Genomic DNA, 19,489 nt, shown 5'->3' on the forward strand with positions numbered 1-19,489 from the left:
GTTTGCCCGAGTTCAATGCTCCCCTAACGCTTTGAGGGGATGACCGTCGCCCGGCCACGGCGAGACGAAGAACGCTTCGACCTGCGCGGCTGGCACGTCCGCCAGCGTGGCGTAGCGCCAGCGCGGTTGCTTGTCCTTGTCGATCAGCAGCGCCCGAACGCCCTCGACGAAGTCGCCCGTCGCAAAGGCATGGTGGCCCAGCACCAACTCCATCCGGAAGGCATCCGCCAGATCGAGGCGACGCCCGATCTCCAATTGCCGGTCGGTCACACACAGGCTCAAGGGCGAGCGCTGCTGCAACAATGCCAGCGTCTCGGCGGCCCATGGCGTGTGCTGATCGTCGGCCAGCGACGCCACGATACCGTGCACGTCGACGGCGCTGAAATGCCGGTCCAACGTCGCTCTCACCCGAGCGAGTGGCGCAGCGTCCGTCCATGTGCGCCCCAACGGCAGAATGGCCGCGCGAAGCCGCTCAAGAAGAGCGGCCGAATCGGACGCGTATTGCCCCGCAAGCGGCTTGATCGGCGCTCCCGTCGCCCCGGTGTGCCAATCGAATTGTTTGAGCATCGTCTTTAGCCGTTGCGGTGCATCGCCTTCGAGCCAAACGTCAGCGAGGCCGCAGTACAGCGTGTCGGCAGCGGTGAGCGTCACTCCCGACAGGCCCAGATAGCGTGCCAGAGTCGGCGCCAGATGCCCCAGGAACCAACTGGCCCCGACATCTGGGAACAAACCGATGCCTGTCTCCGGCATTGCCAGTCGTGTGCGGTCGGTCACGATACGCAGCGCTGCCCCTTGTGCAACGCCCATGCCACCGCCCATCACAATGCCGTCGAGCAGCGCGATATACGGCTTCGGATATCGGTGGATCAGGTAGTCCAGCCGGTATTCGTCGACGAAGAACGCCTGATGCTCGTTCGCATGATTCACACGACTGTCGTAAAGCGCCCGGACGTCGCCTCCCGCGCAGAAAGCCTTCTCGCCGGCCCCTTCGATTAGTACAGCCCTCACCGCAGGGTCGTCGGCCCATGCGTTGAGTTGCGCCCACATCGCACACACCATGCCGTGGGTGATCGCGTTCAATGCACGCGGCCGGTTGAGAGTGATCACGCCGAACCCATTGATCACGTCGAACAACACTTCGTCTTGCGCCTCAACGGCGTTCTCACGCAGATTCACTCCCTCTCCTCCTTGCGGTGCCCAGCGTTTCGTGAAGCCTGACGGCATGCGCAGCCGCGCGGCGCGCGAAGCCCGGCGTCACGTCGCAGGCACTCGTGCATGCCTGCGGCTATAGCGATATAGCGTTCTCTCGGTTGCCGCGACCAGATCAGTCCAGCGCACGGGCGATGACCTGACGTTGAATCTCGCTGGTGCCCTCGTAAATCTGCGTGATACGGGCATCACGATAATGGCGCTCCACCGGATAGTCTTCGAGATAACCGTAACCGCCATGAATCTGGATGGCATGCGAGCACACCCACTCGGCAAGCTCGGACGCGAAGAGCTTCGCTTGCGACGCCTCGGACAGGCACGGCAATCCCTGCGTGCGGAGGGCTGCCGCGTGAAGAATCAGAAATCGTGCCGCGTTGATACGCGTTGTCATATCGGCGAGCATGTTCGCAATGCTCTGATGCTCGCGGATCGGCTTGCCGAACTGCTGACGCTCGCCGGCATAACGCAGCGCTGCTTCAAACGCTGCGCGCGCCACGCCAAGCGCCAGTGCAGCGATACCGATGCGCCCGCCTTCGAGATTCGACAGCGCAATCTTCAACCCCTGCCCTAACTCGCCAAGCAACGCCTCGTCGCCGACCTCGCAATCGACAAGCGTGATCGGACAAGTATCGGACGCCCGGATGCCGAGCTTGTGTTCGGGATGGCCCACTTCGAAGCCCGGCGTATTTGTCGGCACGATGAACGCCGAAATCCCTCGCTTGCCGGCGCCCGGGTCGGTCACCGCGAACACGATGGCCATGGCCGCCCGCTTGCCGTTCGTCACGAACTGCTTGCTGCCATTGAGCACCCATTTGTCACCGCGGCGCTCTGCGCGGGTTCGCAGGTTATTGGCTTCCGACCCGGCTTGCGGTTCGGTCAGGCAGAACGCGCCGATCTTGCGCCCGGCGGCCAGATCAGGCAGCCAGCGCTCGCGCTGGGCGTCCGTGCCGAACTTCAGAACCGGCGCGCATCCCACCGAGTTGTGAACGGACATCATGGTGGCGGTAGACGCGCATCCCACCGCAATCTCTTCCATCGCCAACGCATACGCCGTGTAGTCGGTGTACGACCCGCCGTATTGCTCGGGCACCATCATGCCGAGCAAACCTAACTCGCCCATTTGCGCGACCATCGCGTCTGGCAAAGCACAGTCGCGATCCCACTGCGCGGCGTTCGGCGCCAACTGCTCGCTCGCAAACGTGCGCGCCATGTCACGAATCATGCGTTGGTCTTCTGTATAGAAATCCATGTTCAGTCTCCTGCGCTCTGGCGTTGCCCAAATGGATCGCCGGCGCTTTTGCCATGTCGATGGGCCCAGTGTAGGGATCGCGTCGCTTTGGCACCATAGCCAAAAACGGCAAATTGCATGAGCGGAATTGCCATCGGAAACGTCTGAATCCCGCCCCGGACAAACCCTTAACTTGGCAGCCCGCCCCAAGGCGGGTTGCCGGGCAAGCCCCGGCCAGTCTCGAATTCCCCACTGCAAGAGTGGATAAATCCCTCACAAAGTCTGAGCCGATTGGACATTGCCTGCCGCCAACGCCAGGCATTACGATGAATTTCGCCATTGCCCCGTGAGCGCCGCGCCTGTCAAGACGGCGCCGGGGGTGACCAGCCGTGCGCGCCTGCATTTTTCCATGATAGGCGTGCCGCTGGCCAGCAGCCGACTACAGGAGACGATCCATGATTGCCGATTACGCCGACGCCTATCGGGCGTTCGACCTCGACACCGCTGTGCGCACCACGCTCGCCGGCAATCTCGACGCCATGAACGCGTGCGTCGAGTGCTGCGACCGCCATGCGCTTCCCGGGCGCATCGCGCTGTTCTGGGAAGGCAAAGACGGCACGAGCCGGACATGGACATTCCGGGAATTGCAAACGCTCTCCGCGCGCTTCGCCAACTTCCTGCGCGAACAGGGCGTGCAGCCGGGCGACCGCGTAAGTGGACTGCTGCCCCGAACCCCCGAACTACTCGTGACGATCCTCGGCACATGGCGTGCGGGCGCGGTATATCAGCCGTTGTTCACGGCGTTCGGGCCGAAAGCCATCGAACACCGCTTGCACAGTGCGCAGAGCAAGCTCGTGATCACCGACGGCGTCAATCGGGCCAAGCTCGACGAAGTGGCCAACTGCCCGCCGGTCGTCACGGTCAGCGGCCCGCGCGGCCAGGGCGTGCGTCGAGGTGACTTCAGTTTCTGGCACGAAGTCGAGCAACACACTCCCGACTTCGAACCTGTCATGCGGCGCGGCGACGATCCGTTCCTGATGATGTTTACCTCCGGCACAACCGGATCGGCGAAGCCTGTGATGGTGCCGTTGCGCGCGGTCCTGGCGTTTGTGGGTTACATGCGAGACGCGGTCGATCTTCGCCCCACCGATACCTTCTGGAACATTGCCGATCCGGGCTGGGCTTACGGCCTGTACTACGCGGTGACCGGCCCTCTCGCCATGGGCATTCCCACCACGTTTTACGACGGCCCGTTCAATGTCGAAAGCACCTACCGGATCATCGACAAGCTCGGCATCACGAATCTGGCCGGTTCGCCCACGGCGTTCCGCCTGTTGATCGCGGGCGGCGACAAAGCTGCAGCGCCGATCAAGGGCAAGCTCCGCGCAGTGTCCAGCGCGGGGGAACCGCTGAATCCCGAAGTCATTCGCTGGTTCGCCGAGCATCTCGGCGTGACCATTCACGATCACTACGGGCAGACCGAACTCGGCATGGTCGTGTGTAACCACCACGCGCTGGCCCATCCCGTGCAAGCGGGAGCCGCCGGCTTCGCCTCGCCGGGCCATCGCGTGGTCGTGCTCGATGACGACGGGCGCGAATGCCCGGTCGGACAACCTGGGGTTCTCGCGCTCGATCGCAAACAATCGCCACTGATGTGGTTCGGGGGCTATTGGGAGCGGGAGACGCCGGCGTTCGTCGGCGACTATTACCTCTCCGGCGATACGGTCGAACGTAACGAGGATGGCAGCATCAGCTTTGTCGGACGCAACGACGACGTGATTACCTCGGCGGGGTATCGCATCGGGCCGTTCGATGTCGAGAGCGCATTGATCGAACATCCGGCAGTGATCGAGACGGCGGTGGTCGGCAAACCGGACCCGGAACGCACCGAACTGGTCAAGGCTTTCGTCGTGCTGCATCCGCAGTTCGCACCGACAGAGGCGCTCGCAAGCGAGTTGCAGGCCCACGTACGGCATCGCCTGTCTACGCACGCTTACCCGCGTGAAATCGAATTCGTCACCGAACTGCCCAAAACCCCGAGCGGCAAGCTCCAGCGCTTCATCTTGCGCAATCAGGAAGTCGCCAAGGCCGCGCAAGCGGCGGCCAACGCAACCTGAGCGCCACCGCTTTCTTTCAGGAATCGCAGCTCATGCAAATCAAGGATCGTGTTTTTCTCGTGACCGGCGCGTCGTCGGGTCTGGGCGCCGCCACGGCGCGCATGTTCGTCGATGCCGGCGCGAAGGTCGTGCTCGGCGACATCAATGCGCAGGCGGGCGCCGCGCAAGCCGACGCGCTGGGCGACGCCGCACGCTTTGTCGCGACCGACATCACCCAGGAAGCCGACGTGCAGCGTCTGGTCGACACAGCGAAGCGCGAGTTCGGGGGGCTTAACGGCGTCGTGAACTGTGCCGGACTGGTCATCGGCGAGCGCATTCTGGGCAAGCACGGGCCGCACCGGCTCGAGAGTTTTGCGCGCATCGTCAACGTGAATCTGATCGGCACGTTCAATGTGCTTCGCATCGCGGCCTCCGCCATGGCCGAAGGCGCTGCCGACGCAGAAGGCGAACGTGGCGTGGTGGTGAACACGGCATCCGTCGCGGCATTCGACGGACAAATCGGTCAGGCGGCCTATGCCGCATCGAAAGGCGGCGTTGCCGCGCTGACACTGCCCGCGGCCCGCGAACTGGCGCGCGTCGGCGTGCGCGTTGTCACGATCGCGCCGGGCATCTTCGAGACCCCGATGATGGCCGGCATGACGCCAGAGGTGCAAGCCGCGCTTGGCGCCTCGGTACCTTTCCCGCCACGCCTCGGACGTCCCTCGGAGTACGCTGCTCTCGTGCGCCACATCGTTGAGAACACCATGATCAACGGTGAAGTCATTCGTCTCGACGGTGCATTGCGCATGGCACCGAAGTAAGTCGCCGTCCGGATCGAGATCCGGCGACACATGCGAAATCGGAAAGCGCCGAACCCATTTTCGGACGGCGCCGGAAGCGCCGACAGGGGCCGCACTGCTAGAATCCTTGCGTCCCCTTGCTACGACGTACCGTTTCGCGACGCATGGAAAAAGGCAGCATCTCGATCTATTTCGTTATTAACGCATTGGCGCATGTCGAACGGCTCGGCGGCGATCCGGTGGCATTGCTACGTGCCGCCGACATTGCGCCGTCCTTGCTCGCGCACCCGCAGGCCCGCGTTTCGGCAGATCGCTATGCTCACTTGTGGCGGCTGATCAGCCTCGCGCTAGACGACGAGTTTTTCGGGCAGGACTCCCGGCGCATGAAGGTCGGCAGCTTCGCGATGCTGTGTCACAGCGTGATTGCCTGCCGCACGCTGGAGCAAGCGCTGCAACGCGCGGCACGCTTCATGGGGTTGCTACTGGACGATCTCGAAGTGCATTTGGTTCGAGACGGCACCCTTGCACGGCTCGAAGTGCACGAGCGCGACGACGCGCAAGCGCCGCGCATCTTCGGGCACGAAACGCTGTTGATCTTGTTCTACGCGCTGACTTGCTGGCTGATCGCGCGTCGCGTGCCGCTGAGCACGGCCTACTTCGCGTTTCCCGAAACGGCTTACAGTGACGAGTACCGGACAATGTACTCCCCGCGTCTGGTCTTCCACGCCCCTCATACCGCCATCGAATTCGATGCGGCATGCCTGGATCTGCCGGTGGTGCAGGATGAAGTGTCCGTCAAGGAATTCCTGCGCGCCGCGCCGGCCAACATCATCCTGAAATACAAGAACACGAAGGGCATGGTCGCGCGGGTACGGCGGCGTCTGAAGACGATGCCGACCGATAGCTGGCCGGCCTTCGAAGCGCTCGCGGGAGAATTTCACACGACACCGTCAACACTGCGCCGACGGCTGGAGGACGAGGGGCAATCGTATCAGTCGATCAAGGACCAATTGCGGCGCGATCTCGCGATTCACGCGCTGTGTCATACGTCGAAGCCGATGCTCGAGATTGCCCTTTCGCTAGGCTTCGCCGATCCGAGCGCGTTCTTTCGCGCGTTCCGGAAATGGACGGGGGCCCGTCCCGGCGATTATCGGCGTCAGGCCGCAGAGGCCTGACGCATATCCTGCAATCCTGCAACTCAGGCAGAGTGAGCCTTCGCGCGAGACTGAGCGCCTACCGGCTCGCTCTCGCCACCGTCACTGTCGTCGTCAAGCTCAATGCGCTTCACCTCGCCGAGCAACAGCAAATAGCACAGCACGCCGGCAATCGCGAAGAGACTGATGAGCCCCAGCGCCCAGCCGAACGAGCCGGTCGCCTTGACGATAAAGCCGATGGCAATCGGCGTCACGATGCCCGACAGATTGCCCGCGAAGTTCACTGCACCGCCCGTGATCCCAACCATGCCCTTCGGCGCAATGTCCGCCACGAGCGACCACGACGCCGACGCCACGCCCTGCGCGAAGAACGCGAAGGACATAATGGCGATCACCAGCCAGTTTGCGTCGGTGAGCACGGTAAGCGACATCGTCGGCACCAGCAACAGGCCGGTCACGATAGGTGTCTTGCGCGCCGTTCCCACCGCCACGCCGCGACGCAGCAGCCAATCGGAGAGCAATCCGCCGCACACCACGCCAATGGACGCGGCCACGAACGGCACCGAGGTCATGCCTCCCGCTTTGAGCACCGTCATGTGGCGCTCAGTGATCAGATAGGTCGGGAACCACGTCAGGAAAAAGTACAGCGACGATAGCGACGCAAATTTGCCCACGCAAATCGCAATGATCTGACGATTGCGGAACAGTACCAGCAGCTTGCGCCACGGGAATTTCTGCGGGGTGGCCCGGTCCGCAGGCTTGGCCTCGACAAGTGCCCCGCCGCTGCGAATGTGCGCCAGCTCGGCCGCATTCGCCCACGAGCATTTATCCGGATCGCGATAGCCAACGTACCAGACACCGGCCCAGACGATGCCCAACAGGCCCGTCGCGTAGAAAATTTCACGCCACCCCCATGTGTGGGCAATCCAGAACAGCAGCGGCGTGAGGGCCGCCATGCCGATGTACTGCCCCACCAGATAAATGCTGGTGGCTACACCCCGCTCGCGTTGCGCGAACCAGATCGACACCACACGGTTGTTGACCGGGAACGTGGGGGCTTCGGCAATGCCCACGCCGAGACGCATGCCGAACAACGTGACGAATCGCGTCGCGAAGCCTTGCATGAATGTCAGCACCGACCAACTGAGAATGGCGATCCCGTAGATAGCCCGCGTGCCGAAGCGGTCGATGACCCAGCCACCGGGGATATTCGCGATCACGTAAGTCCACGCGTAGGCCGAGAAGATAAAGCCCAGTTCCACGGGACCGAGGCCGAACTCCTGCTTGAGCATCGGCGCGGCCACAGAGAGATTGGCGCGGTCGACGTAGTTGATGACCGTACCGACGAATACCAGAAAGAGCATCCAATAGCGCACCCGCGATGGGCGCGGCGAGGACGACTGGCGCAGAGAAACTGACATGATGAGTCTCGTAATGAGCGGCGATGCCTTCAGCACGCCGCCGAAATGCTTGCCGCCACCGGTGCGTCCGACGCCCGAACCGGTGGCGTCGCGACTTAGAAGCTGTGATACATGCCCACGCGCAGCAGCATCTGATCGTGGTTGCTCGACGCGCCGATCGGATACGACGCGGCATTGTTATTGCCATTTGCGCCGATATACGTCACCTGTGCCTGCAATTGCGTGCGCTTCGACAACGAATAGAGGTCGCCCGCTTCGACCTGGTTGTAATGCGTGTGATTGAACGACGAGTACGAGTAGCCCAGCGTGAGCGCGTTGGCGTCCGTTACCCGGTACTCGGTGCCGACATCGTAGTTGAACATGTTGCCCGAGCCGCCCGGCGCGCGCACTTCGCTGCGCGTGTAGAGCGCATGAACGTTCCAACGCGACGAGATGCGATACGAGGCACCAATGCCTGTGTTGTTCACGGCGTCGGACTTGAATACGTTCGAGGCCGACAGCCCCGACTGGCCGAAGATCGACGTGATGCCCAGACGCGACGAGAAATCGAAGGTCCGCTTGTTGATGCTCACGTAGGTCGCGGCGACAGAAAGCGGGCCGTTGTCGTACTTCACATAGCCGCCAGCCGTGCGGCCGAGTGCATTGCCGCCCGCGAAGCCGTACATCAGGCCGCCGGTCAGACCGTGAAAGCTCGCGCTGTTCCATTTGACCGCATTGTCGACCTGCGACGAGTTGGCCAGATTGTCGAGGTTACCCGGGTGGTAGGCATACAGATTGTGTTGCCAGAAACCGTTCGAGTAGCGAATCGAAACGTCTTGCATGAAGTCTGTCTGATGGCCGATCGATACCGTGCCGAATCGATCGCTGGCAAGACCGACCCATGCCTGACGGTTCCACTCCACGCCGCTGTTAATGAGCGCCCCGCTGCTCGTGTTGAAGCCCTGCTCCAACTGGAACACTGCGGACAGTCCGCCACCGAGGTCTTCACGGCCTTTCAGGCCAAAGCGATCGGGTTGCCCGATGCCGGCATCCATCTTGAACAAACGACCACCGCCCTGATTGCTCACGTACGTGAGGCCATCGTCGATCGTCCCGTAAATTTGCAACGAATTGCCTGCGGCATTGGCCGCGCCAACGCATGCCAAAAGGCAGACTGCGCCGATACTGCGTCTCTTCACCTTCCACTCCTGTAGCGCTTCCTGATGCCTGAGGCTGACTGGCGCCCCATGCCGGCAAGGTTGACGTCACCCGAGACGCGCCCGCCGATGCATCGTTATTGTCTCACCTATGAAACAATGGTTAATAGGTGAGACAATTATGGCGAAGTGAATACCGCGAGACAAGCAGAAAATAAGTCTGCGTTTATTGATGTTGCGCAAATGCTAATGACAAAGGCTTCGCGCGTCTGCGGGAAAAATTTGAGGAAGGTTCAGTGCGGCAGGCTGGCAGGCGCATGACTGCGCGAGCCGATGGGGCGTTGAAACGCGGAGGGGGGGATGACCCGCACGCGAGTGCGGGGGGGGGGAAGTGCGTGGGCGGACTTAGCGGCACTTATCGCGCCGTGTGGTCACTCATTGCGTATGCGTCGGGTCGGTGCAGATCGAGAATCTGTCTTTGTCCCGCTGTCGAGGCGTCAGGCTTGTGATGACTAAAGGAATGTTGTTCAGTATGCGAGCGCCTCATGTGACATTCGATTGTCGAATCGCGGAATGCCACGGCGCGCACGACTTCGCTAAGGCGATATACCGCACGAGCGCCTATACGACGTTCGCGCGCTCCTCACGATAGTTGAGCTTGTGCGAAAGCTCGTCGGCAGCAGACACGACTTTCTCCACGATCCCGTTCTCGAGCAAATCCGCTTCGACGCGCGCCTGCGGAATCGTCACGCTGATCACGGCAGCGATCTGTCCACGATGATTGCGCACGGGTGCGGCAATCGTCGAAATGTTCTGCTCGAAGAATGCCTGGCTCATGCTGTAGCCGCGAGCGATGTCTTCCTGAACCACGCGGTAAAGCGCTTCCACCGTCGTCGGCGTGTGTGCCGTGTAGGCTTCGAGTTTGCGCTCCGGGTAAAGCTGCTTGAGCGACGGCAGCGAATAATCACCCAGCAGAATGTGCCCTACCGCTGTGGCATGTGCCGGCAAACGTGTGCCCACGCGCACCGTACCAAACACCAGTTCTCGGCTCGCGGCCTTGGCGACGAACACGGCATCGCGCTGATCGAGAATCAGAATATGGCTCGAGAAACCCGTCGCATCACGCAACTTCTCGATGACCGGCGTGCCGAGATCGGTCAGCTCCAGCGAATTCAGATATTCAAACCCGAGGCGCAGCACCGCCACCCCAAGCCGGTAATGACGCTCGTCGCCGGCCTTCTCGATGAAGCCCTCGGCTTCGAGCGTCTGCAACAGACGGAACACCGTGGAGCGCGGGATATCCAGACGCCGCGCAAGATCGGCCCCGGCCAGCACGGGCTCGCGCGCGGAAAAGGTCATGAGAATGCGCAGGCCGCGCTCAAGACCCGGGACGGAGTATTTGTTATCGCTGTCGTTGCTCATGCCGTTTGCGCACACTGGCGCCGACCGGTGGTGCGGCAGTTCCGCGCAACCGATAGACGATATTCATGGAAGGCGCACATTATAGGCTACGGGCCTGCCACCCCGCCATGACGGAACGCGACACCGCGACCGGGCCACTTTCTCACGCAACGAGACTCGGTTGCGCCGCCCGCTTCGCGGGTTGCGCCCGTTCTCGCGACATGGTGCCCAAGTTGAGCGCAGGCCGGCACCCAACTTGGGCGAATCGCCTTCGGCATGGGTCATGCACCGCAATGGGGGTAATTCCGAAGCGCGTCGACTCCCGCTTTTTGTCATCATTGCGCCTGCAAGCTTGACAAGCTGGCGCATGTGGAGCGAGACACCGTGGCCCGAGCCGAGAACAACAATCGATCCGGACTGGCCAAAAGGCACGTATTCCTTTTCTCCTGACGCTTTTGCGATTGCCTATCCCAATAGCCACTCAGGAGCTGCGCCCACCTGCCAAGTGGGCGTTTTTTTGCTGGTTAAACGCTCCCTTCGCTGTGTGGTTCGACCCCGCCCGCGGTGTTCTTCACGAGAGAACCCGATGCCCTGGCATGCTTGTTGCTTGTGTTTCCAGCATCGGGGAACGACGCCGCCTTGGCCGAGGTTTCATTGATAAGCACGCACCAGATTGCATCGGTACCTGCCAGATCGTGAAGCCCGGACTCGCCCCCTGCGGCGCCTCCGTTTGTTTTGGGTCGAGGTGTTATGTTTACTGAACTGAGCGACGTTGAATGGCACGCCCTGCGTGATCTGATTTGCGACCGACCGGTCCGTACGGAACGACGCGGCCGCCCTCAAGTCGAGCAGCGCACGCTGACCAATGCTGTCTTGTGGGTGCTGTTCACTGGCGAAAGCTGGTCCAAACTGCCGATGCAATACCCTTCCGTACCGACTTGCCGCCGCAAACTCAACGAGTGGCGCGAATCGGGCATGCTCGATACGATCCTGAAACGCCTGCAACAATCGGGCCGCGATATCAGCGCCTGTGCAGGTCAAATCAGCAAGCCGGCGCGCAGCACGCCGTGCGGCGACACCGATCGCCTGCGCGGGGTGTTCTGGACGAACCCGGCGTCGTGGAAACCGCCGGTTGCCATGCGTTGAACGGCCTAGATCGGCCCTGATCGGCCGATATGCCGGAACAACGCGATTGCAATTGTTTTCCTTCGACAGGAATGTCCGCGCAACGCTCGCGGCACCGTCGGGCAGGCATTACGGGGTTAGCCAGATAGCAGCCAATACGCGAGATGTGACCACGGGGCCACGTCTCGCGTCAAAGCGCTGCGCGCACCGCTTCGGCAATGGCCAATGAGGCCGTCAGGCCGGGCGACTCGATACCGAACAGGTTGACGAGTCCCGCAGCACCATGCACCGCCGGCCCGTCGATACGGAAGTCTGCCGACGCGTCTCCCGGTCCGCTGATCTTCGGTCGAATGCCGGCATAGCCGGGTTGCAACGCGCCGTCTGCCAGCGCCGGCCAATAGCGCCGCACCGCTGCGTAAAAACCATCGCCATCCGCTGGATCGACCGTATAGTCGATCTCGTCGATCCATTGCACGTTTGGCCCGAAGCGCGCTTGCCCCGCGAGATCGAGCGTCAGGTGTACGCCGAGCCCGCCCGGCTCGGGCACCGGATAAATCAGGTGCGAGAACGGCGCGCGCTGCGCACACGTGAAGTAACTACCCTTCGCGTAGTAGCGCTGAGGAATGTGCTCGGGCGCCAATCCGACGAACGTGCGCGCAATGTCGACGGCATAGAGTCCGGCGCTGTTGACAACGGTATTCGCGAGCAGTGTCGATGTCGCGCCCTGCGTCTGCACATCCAGTTCGATCCCGTCGGCACGGCCCGCCTGACCAACCCGGGCGCCAACGACGCGCGCGTCGAACGCAAGCATTGCGCCGGCGTTCTCCGCGTCCCCCTGCAAAGCCAGCATAAGCCCGTGGCTATCGACAATGCCCGTTGACGGGGACAGCAGTGCACCAAAAGTGTGCAGCGCCGGTTCAAGACGGGCGGCGTCCCCGGCGCTCAGCCATTGCAAGTCGTCGACACCACTGGCGCGCGCGTTGGCGGCAATGGCTTCGAGTTCGCCTACCTGATGGTCGGTGGTCGCAACGATCAGCTTGCCGCAGCGGCGATGCTCAACGCCATGCGAGGCGCAGAACTCGTACAGCCGATGCTTGCCCTCGACGCACAGCTTGGCCTTGAGCGAGCCCGGCGGATAGTAGATACCACCGTGAATGACTTCGCTGTTACGCGAACTCGTGCCGGTGCCGATCGCGCGCTCGGATTCCAGAATGATCACCTCGCGGCCGGCCATGGCCAGAGCCCGTGCAACGGCCAATCCCACCACGCCTGCGCCGATCACGACGCAATCGACTTTGTCCATTGCTGTTCCTTGATTACCTTCCGATTCGCATGAAGACACCCGACCGTTGCCGGCCAGCCTCCTCATGCGGATCGGCTGCGGGAGGCACTTGCCTGCGCTCCCGCAACCTCACCTCACGACACGCTTACAGCGCGCCCGTGAGCTCCGGCACCACCGTGAACAGATCGCCCACCAGGCCGTAATCCGCCACCGAGAAAATCGGCGCCTCCGGATCCTTGTTGATCGCCACGATCACCTTCGAATCCTTCATCCCCGCCAAGTGCTGAATCGCACCCGAGATGCCCACTGCGATGTACAACTGCGGCGCCACGATCTTGCCCGTCTGACCCACCTGATAGTCGTTCGGCACATACCCCGCGTCGACCGCCGCACGCGAGGCGCCCAGCGCCGCACCCAGCTTGTCCGCCAACGGCTCGAGCACCTTCGTGTAGTTCTCGCCGCTGCCCAGACCCCGGCCGCCCGAGACGATGATCTTCGCGCTCGTGAGCTCCGGACGGTCCAGCTTCGTCACCTCACGGCCCACGAACTGCGACAACCCCGCGTCCGGCGTCGCCGACACCGCTTCCACCGCCGCGCTGCCTCCCGTGGCCGCTGCCGGGTCGAAACCCGTCGAGCGCACCGTGATCACCTTCACCTTGTCCGCGCTTTGCACCGTCGCAATCGCGTTGCCCGCGTAGATCGGACGCTCGAACGTGTCCGCGCTGTCCACCTTCGTGATGTCCGAGATCTGCGCCACGTCCAGCAGCGCTGCCACACGCGGCGCGATGTTCTTACCGTACGCCGTCGCCGGGGCCAGAATGTGCGAATAGTTGCCCGCGATCGACACCACCTCATCGGCGATGTTCTCCGCCAAGCCATCGGCGAAGTACGGCGCGTCGGCCAGCAACACTGTCTTCACGCCTGCGATCTGCGCTGCCGCATCGGCCGCCGCCTTCGCGTTGCTGCCCGCCACCAGCACATGCACGTCCTCGCCGCATTGCAGCGCTGCCGTCACCGTGTTGAGCGTCGCCGCCTTGATCGATTGGTTGTCGTGTTCTGCGATTACCAAAATGCTCATCTCGTCGTCTCCCTTAGATGACCTTGGCTTCAGTCTTCAGTTTCTCGACGAGCGCTGCCACGTCCGCCACCTTCACCCCCGCACTGCGCTTGGGCGGCTCGGCCACCTTCAGCGTCTTCAGGCGCGGCGCCACATCCACCCCAAGATCCGCCGGCTTGACGGTCTCCAGCGGCTTCTTCTTCGCCTTCATGATGTTGGGCAGCGTCACGTAACGCGGCTCGTTCAGGCGCAGGTCCGTCGTGATCACCGCCGGCAGCGACAGCGACACGGTCTCCAGCCCTCCGTCCACTTCGCGCGTGACCTGAGCCCGGTTGTCCGCCACCGTCACCTTCGAGGCGAACGTCGCCTGCGGCAGCTTCGCCAGCGCCGCGAGCATCTGACCGGTTTGATTGGAATCGTCGTCGATCGCCTGCTTGCCCAGGATCACCAGTTGCGGCTGCTCCTTGTCCACGATCGCCTTGAGCAGCTTGGCCACCGCCAGCGGCTGCAGTTCTTCGTCCGACTCGATCAGGATCGCCCGATCCGCGCCGATGGCCAGCGCCGTGCGCAGCGTCTCCTGCGACTGCGTCACGCCCGCCGACACCGCGATCACCTCCGTCGCCACGCCCGCTTCCTTCAGGCGCACCGCCTCTTCCACCGCGATTTCGTCGAACGGATTCATCGACATCTTCACGTTCGCGATATCGACGCCGCTGCCGTCGCTCTTCACGCGAACCTTTACGTTGTAATCCACTACCCGTTTGACCGGTACCAGGATCTTCATGCACAACTCCCTTGATTCAGAAAACCCGGGAGGCGGGCCGACTCGACGGCGCTCGCCCCCCCGGAAGATACGAACTTACTCGATCTCGCGCCCTTTCGTCTCGGGCAACAAGAATGCGGTGACCAGTACGACAAGATAGGCACCGCCGGCAAACATGCCGATGGCGGTTCCCAGGCCGCTGGTCTTGGCCAGATACCCGACAAGACTCGGAAACAGCGCGCCGATGCCGCGCCCGAAGTTATACGCGAAGCCTTGCCCATTGGCACGCACCGCCGACGGAAACAGCTCGGTGAGATAAGCGCCCATGCCGCTGAAAATGCCCGATGCCGCGAAACCCAGCGGGAAGCCCAGGATCAGCATCTGGTCATTACTCAGTTGAAACTGTGTATAAGCATAGATGCTCGCCCCCGACAGCACGGCGAAGATCAGCAGATTCGCGCGCCGGCCCAGACGGTCGGTCAGATAGGCCCCCGTCAGGTAGCCGATGAACGACCCCAGAATGATCACAAGCAAATATCCGCCGGTACCGATGACCGAGAGATGACGCTCGGTCTTCAGGAACGTCGGCAGCCACGTCGTCACGGCATAGTAGCCACCCTGCACGCCGGTGCACAGCAGCGCCGAGAGCGCCGTCGTCTTGATAAGCGAAGGCGAGAAGATCGCCCAGGCCGACGTGCGCTTGGCCGCCCGCTCCTCTTGCTTGCGCGTACGCTCGAACAGCTCAGGCTCCGGCACATGCTTCCGGATGTAAAGCACGAACACCGCCGGAATCACGCCAATCCAGAACAGCGCGCGCCAGGCGTACTCCTCCGGCAACAGGGAGAACGACGCCGTGTAGCACAGCGCCGCCACCGCCCAGCCGATCGCCCAGCCGCTTTGCACGGTGCCGACGGCGCGTCCGCGATACTCGGTGCGCACAATCTCGCCCATGAGCACCGAGCCGACCGCCCATTCACCACCGAAGCCCAGCCCCTGCAACGCGCGCAGCACGAAGATCTGTTCGAAGTTCTGCGCAAAGCCGATCAGAATCGTGCAGATCGAGAACCACAGAATCGTGGCTTGCAGAATGCGGACACGGCCGAACCGATCGGCAAGCACGCCCGCCACCCAGCCGCCAATGGCCGAGAACAACAGCGTGACGGTGGCCAGCATGCCGGCCTGCCCCTTATCGATACTGAATACGGTGATCAGCGTCGAGATCACGAAAGTGAACACCATGAAATCGAGCGCATCGAGCGCCCAGCCACCGAACGCCGCGATAAAGGTGCGCCGCTCGGTTGGGTTCATCTGGCGATACCAATCCATCTTGTCTCCTCCTCTTGTACCCGTGAACTGCAAGAGCGCGAGGTGCGCCCGGTTAGGATGAACTTCAGTAATGAGAACGTCAGTGCATCGAGTGGCAACGCGGCAGTCTGTGCAACCGCGTGTGCCCGTGCATCGTCAAACGGTTGCGGGGAACCCGTACAGTCGCGCCGGGTTATCCACCAGAATGCGGCGGCGTGTGTCGGCATCCGGCGCCCATTGCGGCAGCAGATTGCGCAGCGCCCCCGTGTTCGGCATACGCGTGAGCGACACATGCGGCCAATCGCTGCCCCAGACCATGCGATCCGGCGCGTCTTCGATCAGAGCTTGCGCAAAGGGCGTCACGTCGTCGAACGACGGGAAGCGCTCGCTGATGCGATAAGCCCCCGAGAGCTTGACCCAATAACCGTGATCGCGAACGAGCGAGCGCAAAGCGGAGAAACCGGGGGCTTCAAGGCCCTGCGCCACCGGGGTGTGTCCCATGTGATCGACGATGCCCGGCACCGGCAGCTTCGTCATGCGCGGCATAAGTTCCGGCAACGCGTTCACGTCCATCAGGAACTGCATATGCCAGCCGAGATCCTTGATCCGGTGCGCCAGCGTTTCCATCGCCGTGAAGCCGATACCGCCGCCGAACAGCACGTTGATGCGCAAGCCGCGAACGCCCGCCGCATGCATCGCTTCGAGTTCGGCATCGGTCACGTCCGGCGACACAACCGCGATGCCGCGCAAACGGTCGCGGTGGCGACGCAACGTCTCGAGCATGTAGCGGTTGTCGGTGCCGTAAACACTAATCTGCACGAGCACACCATAGGTCATACCCGTGGCGTCGAGCATCGCGAGGTATTTGTCTTCCGGCGCGGGTGGTGGCGTGTAGCTGCGCTCGGGCACCATCGGGTACGCGTCGCTCGCGGCGACCACGTGCGCATGCGTGTCGACGGCGCCGAACGGCACGTCGAAAGTGGGTGGATCGATCTCCGGCAGCGGGCCAAGACACAGCGGCGCTCCGGCGGCAGGGGTTGCAATCATGTCGACTCCTCAGGAGGCGCGAGGGCGACAGTGGCAACGTCGGGCTCACGCCAGGGGTAAAACAAAGACAGATCGGGCACCGCTGACGGTGCCCGTCAGAAGGCAGGCGCTTACAGCAACTTGCCCGGATTCATGATGCCGGCCGGATCGAACACGGCCTTGATCTCGCGCATCAGGCGCAGTTCCAGCGGCGACTTGTACTTCGCGAAGTACTCCCGCTTGAGTTGTCCGATACCGTGCTCGGCGCTGATGCTGCCGCCGAAGCGCGCGACTTCATCGAGCACCTCGGCCGTGATCGCTTCGCCATGCGTTGCCATGAAGTTCGCCGCTTCCCCCGCCGGGCGCGACAGGTTGTAGTGCAGATTGCCGTCGCCAAAGTGCCCGAAGATGAACGGACGCACCTGCGGACAAACGCGTCGCACGCGCGCTTCTGCACTCGTCATGAATTCCGGAATGGCCTCGATGGGCAGCGAGATATCGTGCTTGAGGTGCAGGCCGTCTGCGCGTTGCGCCTCGGAGATTTCCTCGCGCAGCTTCCACATTTCCTCGACCTGACCCAGCGTGGACGACACCACGGCATCGGCGCACAGATCGCGCTCAATGGCCGTCTCGATCACACGTTCGAGCAAGGCTGCCAGTGCCTTTTCGTCGGCCGTATCGGCCAGTTCAACCAGCACATAGCCGGGGTGACGTTCGCCGAACGGTGCGCGTACGCCGGGCACATGCGCCATCACCAGATCGACGCATTCGCCGGTGAAGAACTCAAACGCCTGCATGCGCGGGCCGCACTCCGCGAACAGCAATTCATACAATTCCAATGCCTGACGCGGCGATGTCACCGCGGCGATCACGACCTGACGCACGGGCGTCGGCGCATACAGGCGCAGTGCCGCCGCCGTGATCACACCCAGCGTACCTTCGGAGCCGATCAGCAATTGCTTGAGGTCATAACCTGTGTTGTCTTTACGCAGCGTGCGCAGGCCGTGCAGGATTTCGCCGTTCGGCAGTACGGCTTCCACACCAAGGACCAGTTCGCGTGTCATGCCGTAGCGAACCACGTTCACACCGCCAGCGTTCGTCGCCAGATTGCCGCCCAACTGGCATGAGCCTTCCGCCGCAAGACTGAGCGGGAGCAGACGGTTCGCGTCGCGCGCCGTGCGTTGCAGGTCTTCGAGGATGCAACCGGCTTCGGCGACCAGCGTGTTCGCAATGGTGTCCAGACTGCGCACGGTATTCATGCGATCGAGGCTCAGCACCACGTTCTGCGCAGCGGTGTCGGGCGTCGCTCCGCCGCACAGACCGGTGTTGCCCCCGCGGGGAACCACCGGCGTCGATGTGCTCTGGCACAACGCGAGAATCCGGGCGACGTCCTGCGTCGTACGCGGGCGCACGACGGCCTGCGCATTACCGCGATACATGCCGCGCCAGTCGGACAACCACGGCGCCAGGTCGTCGGCGGAAGTCAATACGCTGTCGGCACCGACGGCATCGATGAGTCGTTGAGCAAAAGCGGAGAGGGTCATAGGGTCACGCGTCGGGGGTTACGGTGCAGGGAGATGGCATCTGACGAAGCGGTCAGACACGGGTCGGCGCGATGGCGCCAGTGATGATGTCGCGCCCGGGCAGCGTGAGGCCAAGCCGCGCCGAAGCACGCAGCAGATGCGAGAGCGACGCCGCGCGGGCGAGCAATGGATCGCGCGCCTTGATCGCATTGAACACGGCCACGTGCTCCTGATGCACCTGCGCAGCAAGTCCTTCATGGCGGAGCGTATTCGTGCGCGCCGCTTGCACCACCTGGCGAATTTGCAGATTCAGATACTGCAAAAGGTCGGCGTAATAGCGATTGTGCGTTGCGCGCGCGATCGCGGCATGGAATGCGGTGTCGAACTCCACGCCGTTTTCCGCGTGATACAGATTTGTTTCCAGCTTGCCGAGTATGTCGGAGAGAACGCGAATGTCCTCATCGGTGTGACGAACGGCAGCGAGCGCCGCAGCGGTGCTCTCCAGATCGAGACGCAGTTCGTAGACGCTGGCGAGATCCGCGGCGTCCTGCCCGACAGGCACCTGAAAACCGCTCGACGGCGTGCGCGCCCTCACCGTTACGCCCGCCCCCTGCCGGCTGTCGATCAGCCCCTGCGAGCGCAAACGCTCCGTGACCTCCCGGATCACCGCCTGACTCACGCCATACGTTTCGGAAAGCTGCTTGCCGGTCGGCAACTTGGTGCCAACGGGGTAGGTGCCCTGCCGGATCGCGTCCTGCAACTGCTGCGCAACCTGCTCGGTCAGGGTCTTGGGCTTGGTCGTCATCCTCTCGCGTCGTCTCATGCTTTTCTGGTTTGCATGTTATCTGAAAACTTTTGACGCTCGTTACCGAGTTAACCCTTAGTCCGCCGCGCGATGAATAACAGTGGTGACTGGGAGACGGGTTCCGCCGCCTCCCCGGACGAATAGCGCGCCACGCCTTG

Annotated in this window: 16 protein-coding genes; 4 read left to right on the plus strand and 12 right to left on the minus strand. The window is 62.8% G+C overall.

Going from position 1 to position 19,489, the window contains the following annotated elements; genetic code table 11:
• Window positions 1-12: 12 nt before the first annotated feature.
• Both AT395_RS17530 and AT395_RS17535 read right to left on the minus strand, forming a co-directional pair.
• Complete coding sequence (locus AT395_RS17530; RefSeq protein ID WP_048629001.1) at window positions 13-1,176, minus strand: enoyl-CoA hydratase/isomerase family protein; 1,164 nt, start codon at window positions 1,174-1,176, stop codon at window positions 13-15.
• Between the two features lie 148 nt (window positions 1,177-1,324).
• A complete protein-coding gene (locus tag AT395_RS17535; protein WP_048629000.1) occupies window positions 1,325-2,458 on the minus strand; it encodes an acyl-CoA dehydrogenase family protein in 1,134 nt (377 codons plus the stop codon).
• A gap of 437 nt (window positions 2,459-2,895) precedes the next feature.
• On the opposite strand from AT395_RS17535, the gene AT395_RS17540 reads away from it, so the two are divergent.
• The 3 genes from AT395_RS17540 (at window position 2,896) to AT395_RS17550 (ending at window position 6,508) form a co-directional block, all read left to right on the plus strand.
• Entirely contained in the window at window positions 2,896-4,554 is a 1,659-nt protein-coding gene (locus AT395_RS17540; RefSeq protein ID WP_197090697.1) for an acyl-CoA synthetase, read from the plus strand.
• A 32-nt stretch (window positions 4,555-4,586) separates the two neighbouring features.
• Window positions 4,587-5,354 (plus strand): SDR family NAD(P)-dependent oxidoreductase, encoded by a 768-nt coding sequence (locus tag AT395_RS17545; protein ID WP_048628998.1) that lies wholly within the window; start codon window positions 4,587-4,589, stop codon window positions 5,352-5,354.
• A gap of 143 nt (window positions 5,355-5,497) precedes the next feature.
• Window positions 5,498-6,508, plus strand: a complete 1,011-nt coding sequence (locus AT395_RS17550; RefSeq protein ID WP_048628997.1) for an AraC family transcriptional regulator — start codon at window positions 5,498-5,500, stop codon at window positions 6,506-6,508.
• A 23-nt stretch (window positions 6,509-6,531) separates the two neighbouring features.
• Here the strand turns inward: AT395_RS17550 and AT395_RS17555 are convergent, their stop codons facing one another.
• The 3 genes from AT395_RS17555 to AT395_RS17565 all read right to left on the minus strand — a co-directional run bounded on the left by AT395_RS17555 (window position 6,532) and on the right by AT395_RS17565 (window position 10,466).
• On the minus strand, window positions 6,532-7,908 hold the full coding sequence (locus tag AT395_RS17555) for an MFS transporter (RefSeq protein ID WP_042115077.1): 1,377 nt from the start codon (window positions 7,906-7,908) through the stop codon (window positions 6,532-6,534).
• Window positions 7,909-8,003: 95 nt separating this feature from the next.
• Window positions 8,004-9,086 (minus strand): porin, encoded by a 1,083-nt coding sequence (locus tag AT395_RS17560; protein ID WP_042115075.1) that lies wholly within the window; start codon window positions 9,084-9,086, stop codon window positions 8,004-8,006.
• A gap of 579 nt (window positions 9,087-9,665) precedes the next feature.
• Window positions 9,666-10,466: an IclR family transcriptional regulator gene (locus AT395_RS17565; RefSeq protein WP_042115073.1), complete on the minus strand. Its 801-nt coding sequence runs from the start codon at window positions 10,464-10,466 to the stop codon at window positions 9,666-9,668.
• Window positions 10,467-11,195: 729 nt separating this feature from the next.
• On the opposite strand from AT395_RS17565, the gene AT395_RS17570 reads away from it, so the two are divergent.
• Window positions 11,196-11,591, plus strand: a complete 396-nt coding sequence (locus tag AT395_RS17570) for a transposase (RefSeq protein ID WP_039366796.1) — start codon at window positions 11,196-11,198, stop codon at window positions 11,589-11,591.
• A 169-nt stretch (window positions 11,592-11,760) separates the two neighbouring features.
• Here AT395_RS17570 and AT395_RS17575 read toward each other — a convergent pair whose 3' ends face one another.
• From AT395_RS17575 to AT395_RS17605, 7 genes are all read right to left on the minus strand, one after another.
• Window positions 11,761-12,873: an NAD(P)/FAD-dependent oxidoreductase gene (locus AT395_RS17575; protein WP_048628996.1), complete on the minus strand. Its 1,113-nt coding sequence runs from the start codon at window positions 12,871-12,873 to the stop codon at window positions 11,761-11,763.
• A 124-nt stretch (window positions 12,874-12,997) separates the two neighbouring features.
• Window positions 12,998-13,930 (minus strand): electron transfer flavoprotein subunit alpha/FixB family protein, encoded by a 933-nt coding sequence (locus AT395_RS17580; protein ID WP_042111970.1) that lies wholly within the window; start codon window positions 13,928-13,930, stop codon window positions 12,998-13,000.
• A 13-nt stretch (window positions 13,931-13,943) separates the two neighbouring features.
• Window positions 13,944-14,693 (minus strand): electron transfer flavoprotein subunit beta/FixA family protein, encoded by a 750-nt coding sequence (locus AT395_RS17585; protein ID WP_042115070.1) that lies wholly within the window; start codon window positions 14,691-14,693, stop codon window positions 13,944-13,946.
• A 75-nt stretch (window positions 14,694-14,768) separates the two neighbouring features.
• Window positions 14,769-15,998, minus strand: a complete 1,230-nt coding sequence (locus AT395_RS17590) for an MFS transporter (RefSeq protein ID WP_042111975.1) — start codon at window positions 15,996-15,998, stop codon at window positions 14,769-14,771.
• A gap of 135 nt (window positions 15,999-16,133) precedes the next feature.
• A complete protein-coding gene (locus AT395_RS17595) occupies window positions 16,134-17,024 on the minus strand; it encodes an amidohydrolase family protein (RefSeq protein ID WP_048627510.1) in 891 nt (296 codons plus the stop codon).
• Window positions 17,025-17,134: 110 nt separating this feature from the next.
• On the minus strand, window positions 17,135-18,547 hold the full coding sequence (locus AT395_RS17600; RefSeq protein ID WP_048627511.1) for an FAD-binding oxidoreductase: 1,413 nt from the start codon (window positions 18,545-18,547) through the stop codon (window positions 17,135-17,137).
• 52 nt (window positions 18,548-18,599) lie between these two features.
• Window positions 18,600-19,331 carry a FadR/GntR family transcriptional regulator gene (locus AT395_RS17605; protein WP_048627512.1) on the minus strand — a complete coding sequence of 244 codons (732 nt, stop codon included), beginning with the start codon at window positions 19,329-19,331 and terminating at the stop codon, window positions 18,600-18,602.
• Between the last annotated feature and the right edge of the window lie 158 nt (window positions 19,332-19,489).

It is taken from the genome of Pandoraea apista (assembly GCF_001465595.2).
In the GTDB taxonomy this organism is placed as follows: domain Bacteria; phylum Pseudomonadota; class Gammaproteobacteria; order Burkholderiales; family Burkholderiaceae; genus Pandoraea; species Pandoraea apista.

Bases quoted from the DNA above. Each gene is read 5' to 3' on its own strand.
- AT395_RS17535 (WP_048629000.1), bottom strand. From the start codon at position 2,458: ATGGATTTCTATACAGAAGACCAACGCATGATTCGTGACATGGCGCGC.
- AT395_RS17545 (WP_048628998.1), top strand. From the start codon at position 4,587: ATGCAAATCAAGGATCGTGTTTTTCTCGTGACCGGCGCGTCGTCGGGT.
- AT395_RS17550 (WP_048628997.1), top strand. From the start codon at position 5,498: ATGGAAAAAGGCAGCATCTCGATCTATTTCGTTATTAACGCATTGGCG.
- AT395_RS17555 (WP_042115077.1), bottom strand. From the start codon at position 7,908: ATGTCAGTTTCTCTGCGCCAGTCGTCCTCGCCGCGCCCATCGCGGGTG.
- AT395_RS17565 (WP_042115073.1), bottom strand. From the start codon at position 10,466: ATGAGCAACGACAGCGATAACAAATACTCCGTCCCGGGTCTTGAGCGC.
- AT395_RS17570 (WP_039366796.1), top strand. From the start codon at position 11,196: ATGTTTACTGAACTGAGCGACGTTGAATGGCACGCCCTGCGTGATCTG.
- AT395_RS17575 (WP_048628996.1), bottom strand. From the start codon at position 12,873: ATGGACAAAGTCGATTGCGTCGTGATCGGCGCAGGCGTGGTGGGATTG.
- AT395_RS17580 (WP_042111970.1), bottom strand. From the start codon at position 13,930: ATGAGCATTTTGGTAATCGCAGAACACGACAACCAATCGATCAAGGCG.
- AT395_RS17585 (WP_042115070.1), bottom strand. From the start codon at position 14,693: ATGAAGATCCTGGTACCGGTCAAACGGGTAGTGGATTACAACGTAAAG.
- AT395_RS17590 (WP_042111975.1), bottom strand. From the start codon at position 15,998: ATGGATTGGTATCGCCAGATGAACCCAACCGAGCGGCGCACCTTTATC.
- AT395_RS17595 (WP_048627510.1), bottom strand. From the start codon at position 17,024: ATGATTGCAACCCCTGCCGCCGGAGCGCCGCTGTGTCTTGGCCCGCTG.
- AT395_RS17600 (WP_048627511.1), bottom strand. From the start codon at position 18,547: ATGACCCTCTCCGCTTTTGCTCAACGACTCATCGATGCCGTCGGTGCC.
- AT395_RS17605 (WP_048627512.1), bottom strand. From the start codon at position 19,331: ATGACGACCAAGCCCAAGACCCTGACCGAGCAGGTTGCGCAGCAGTTG.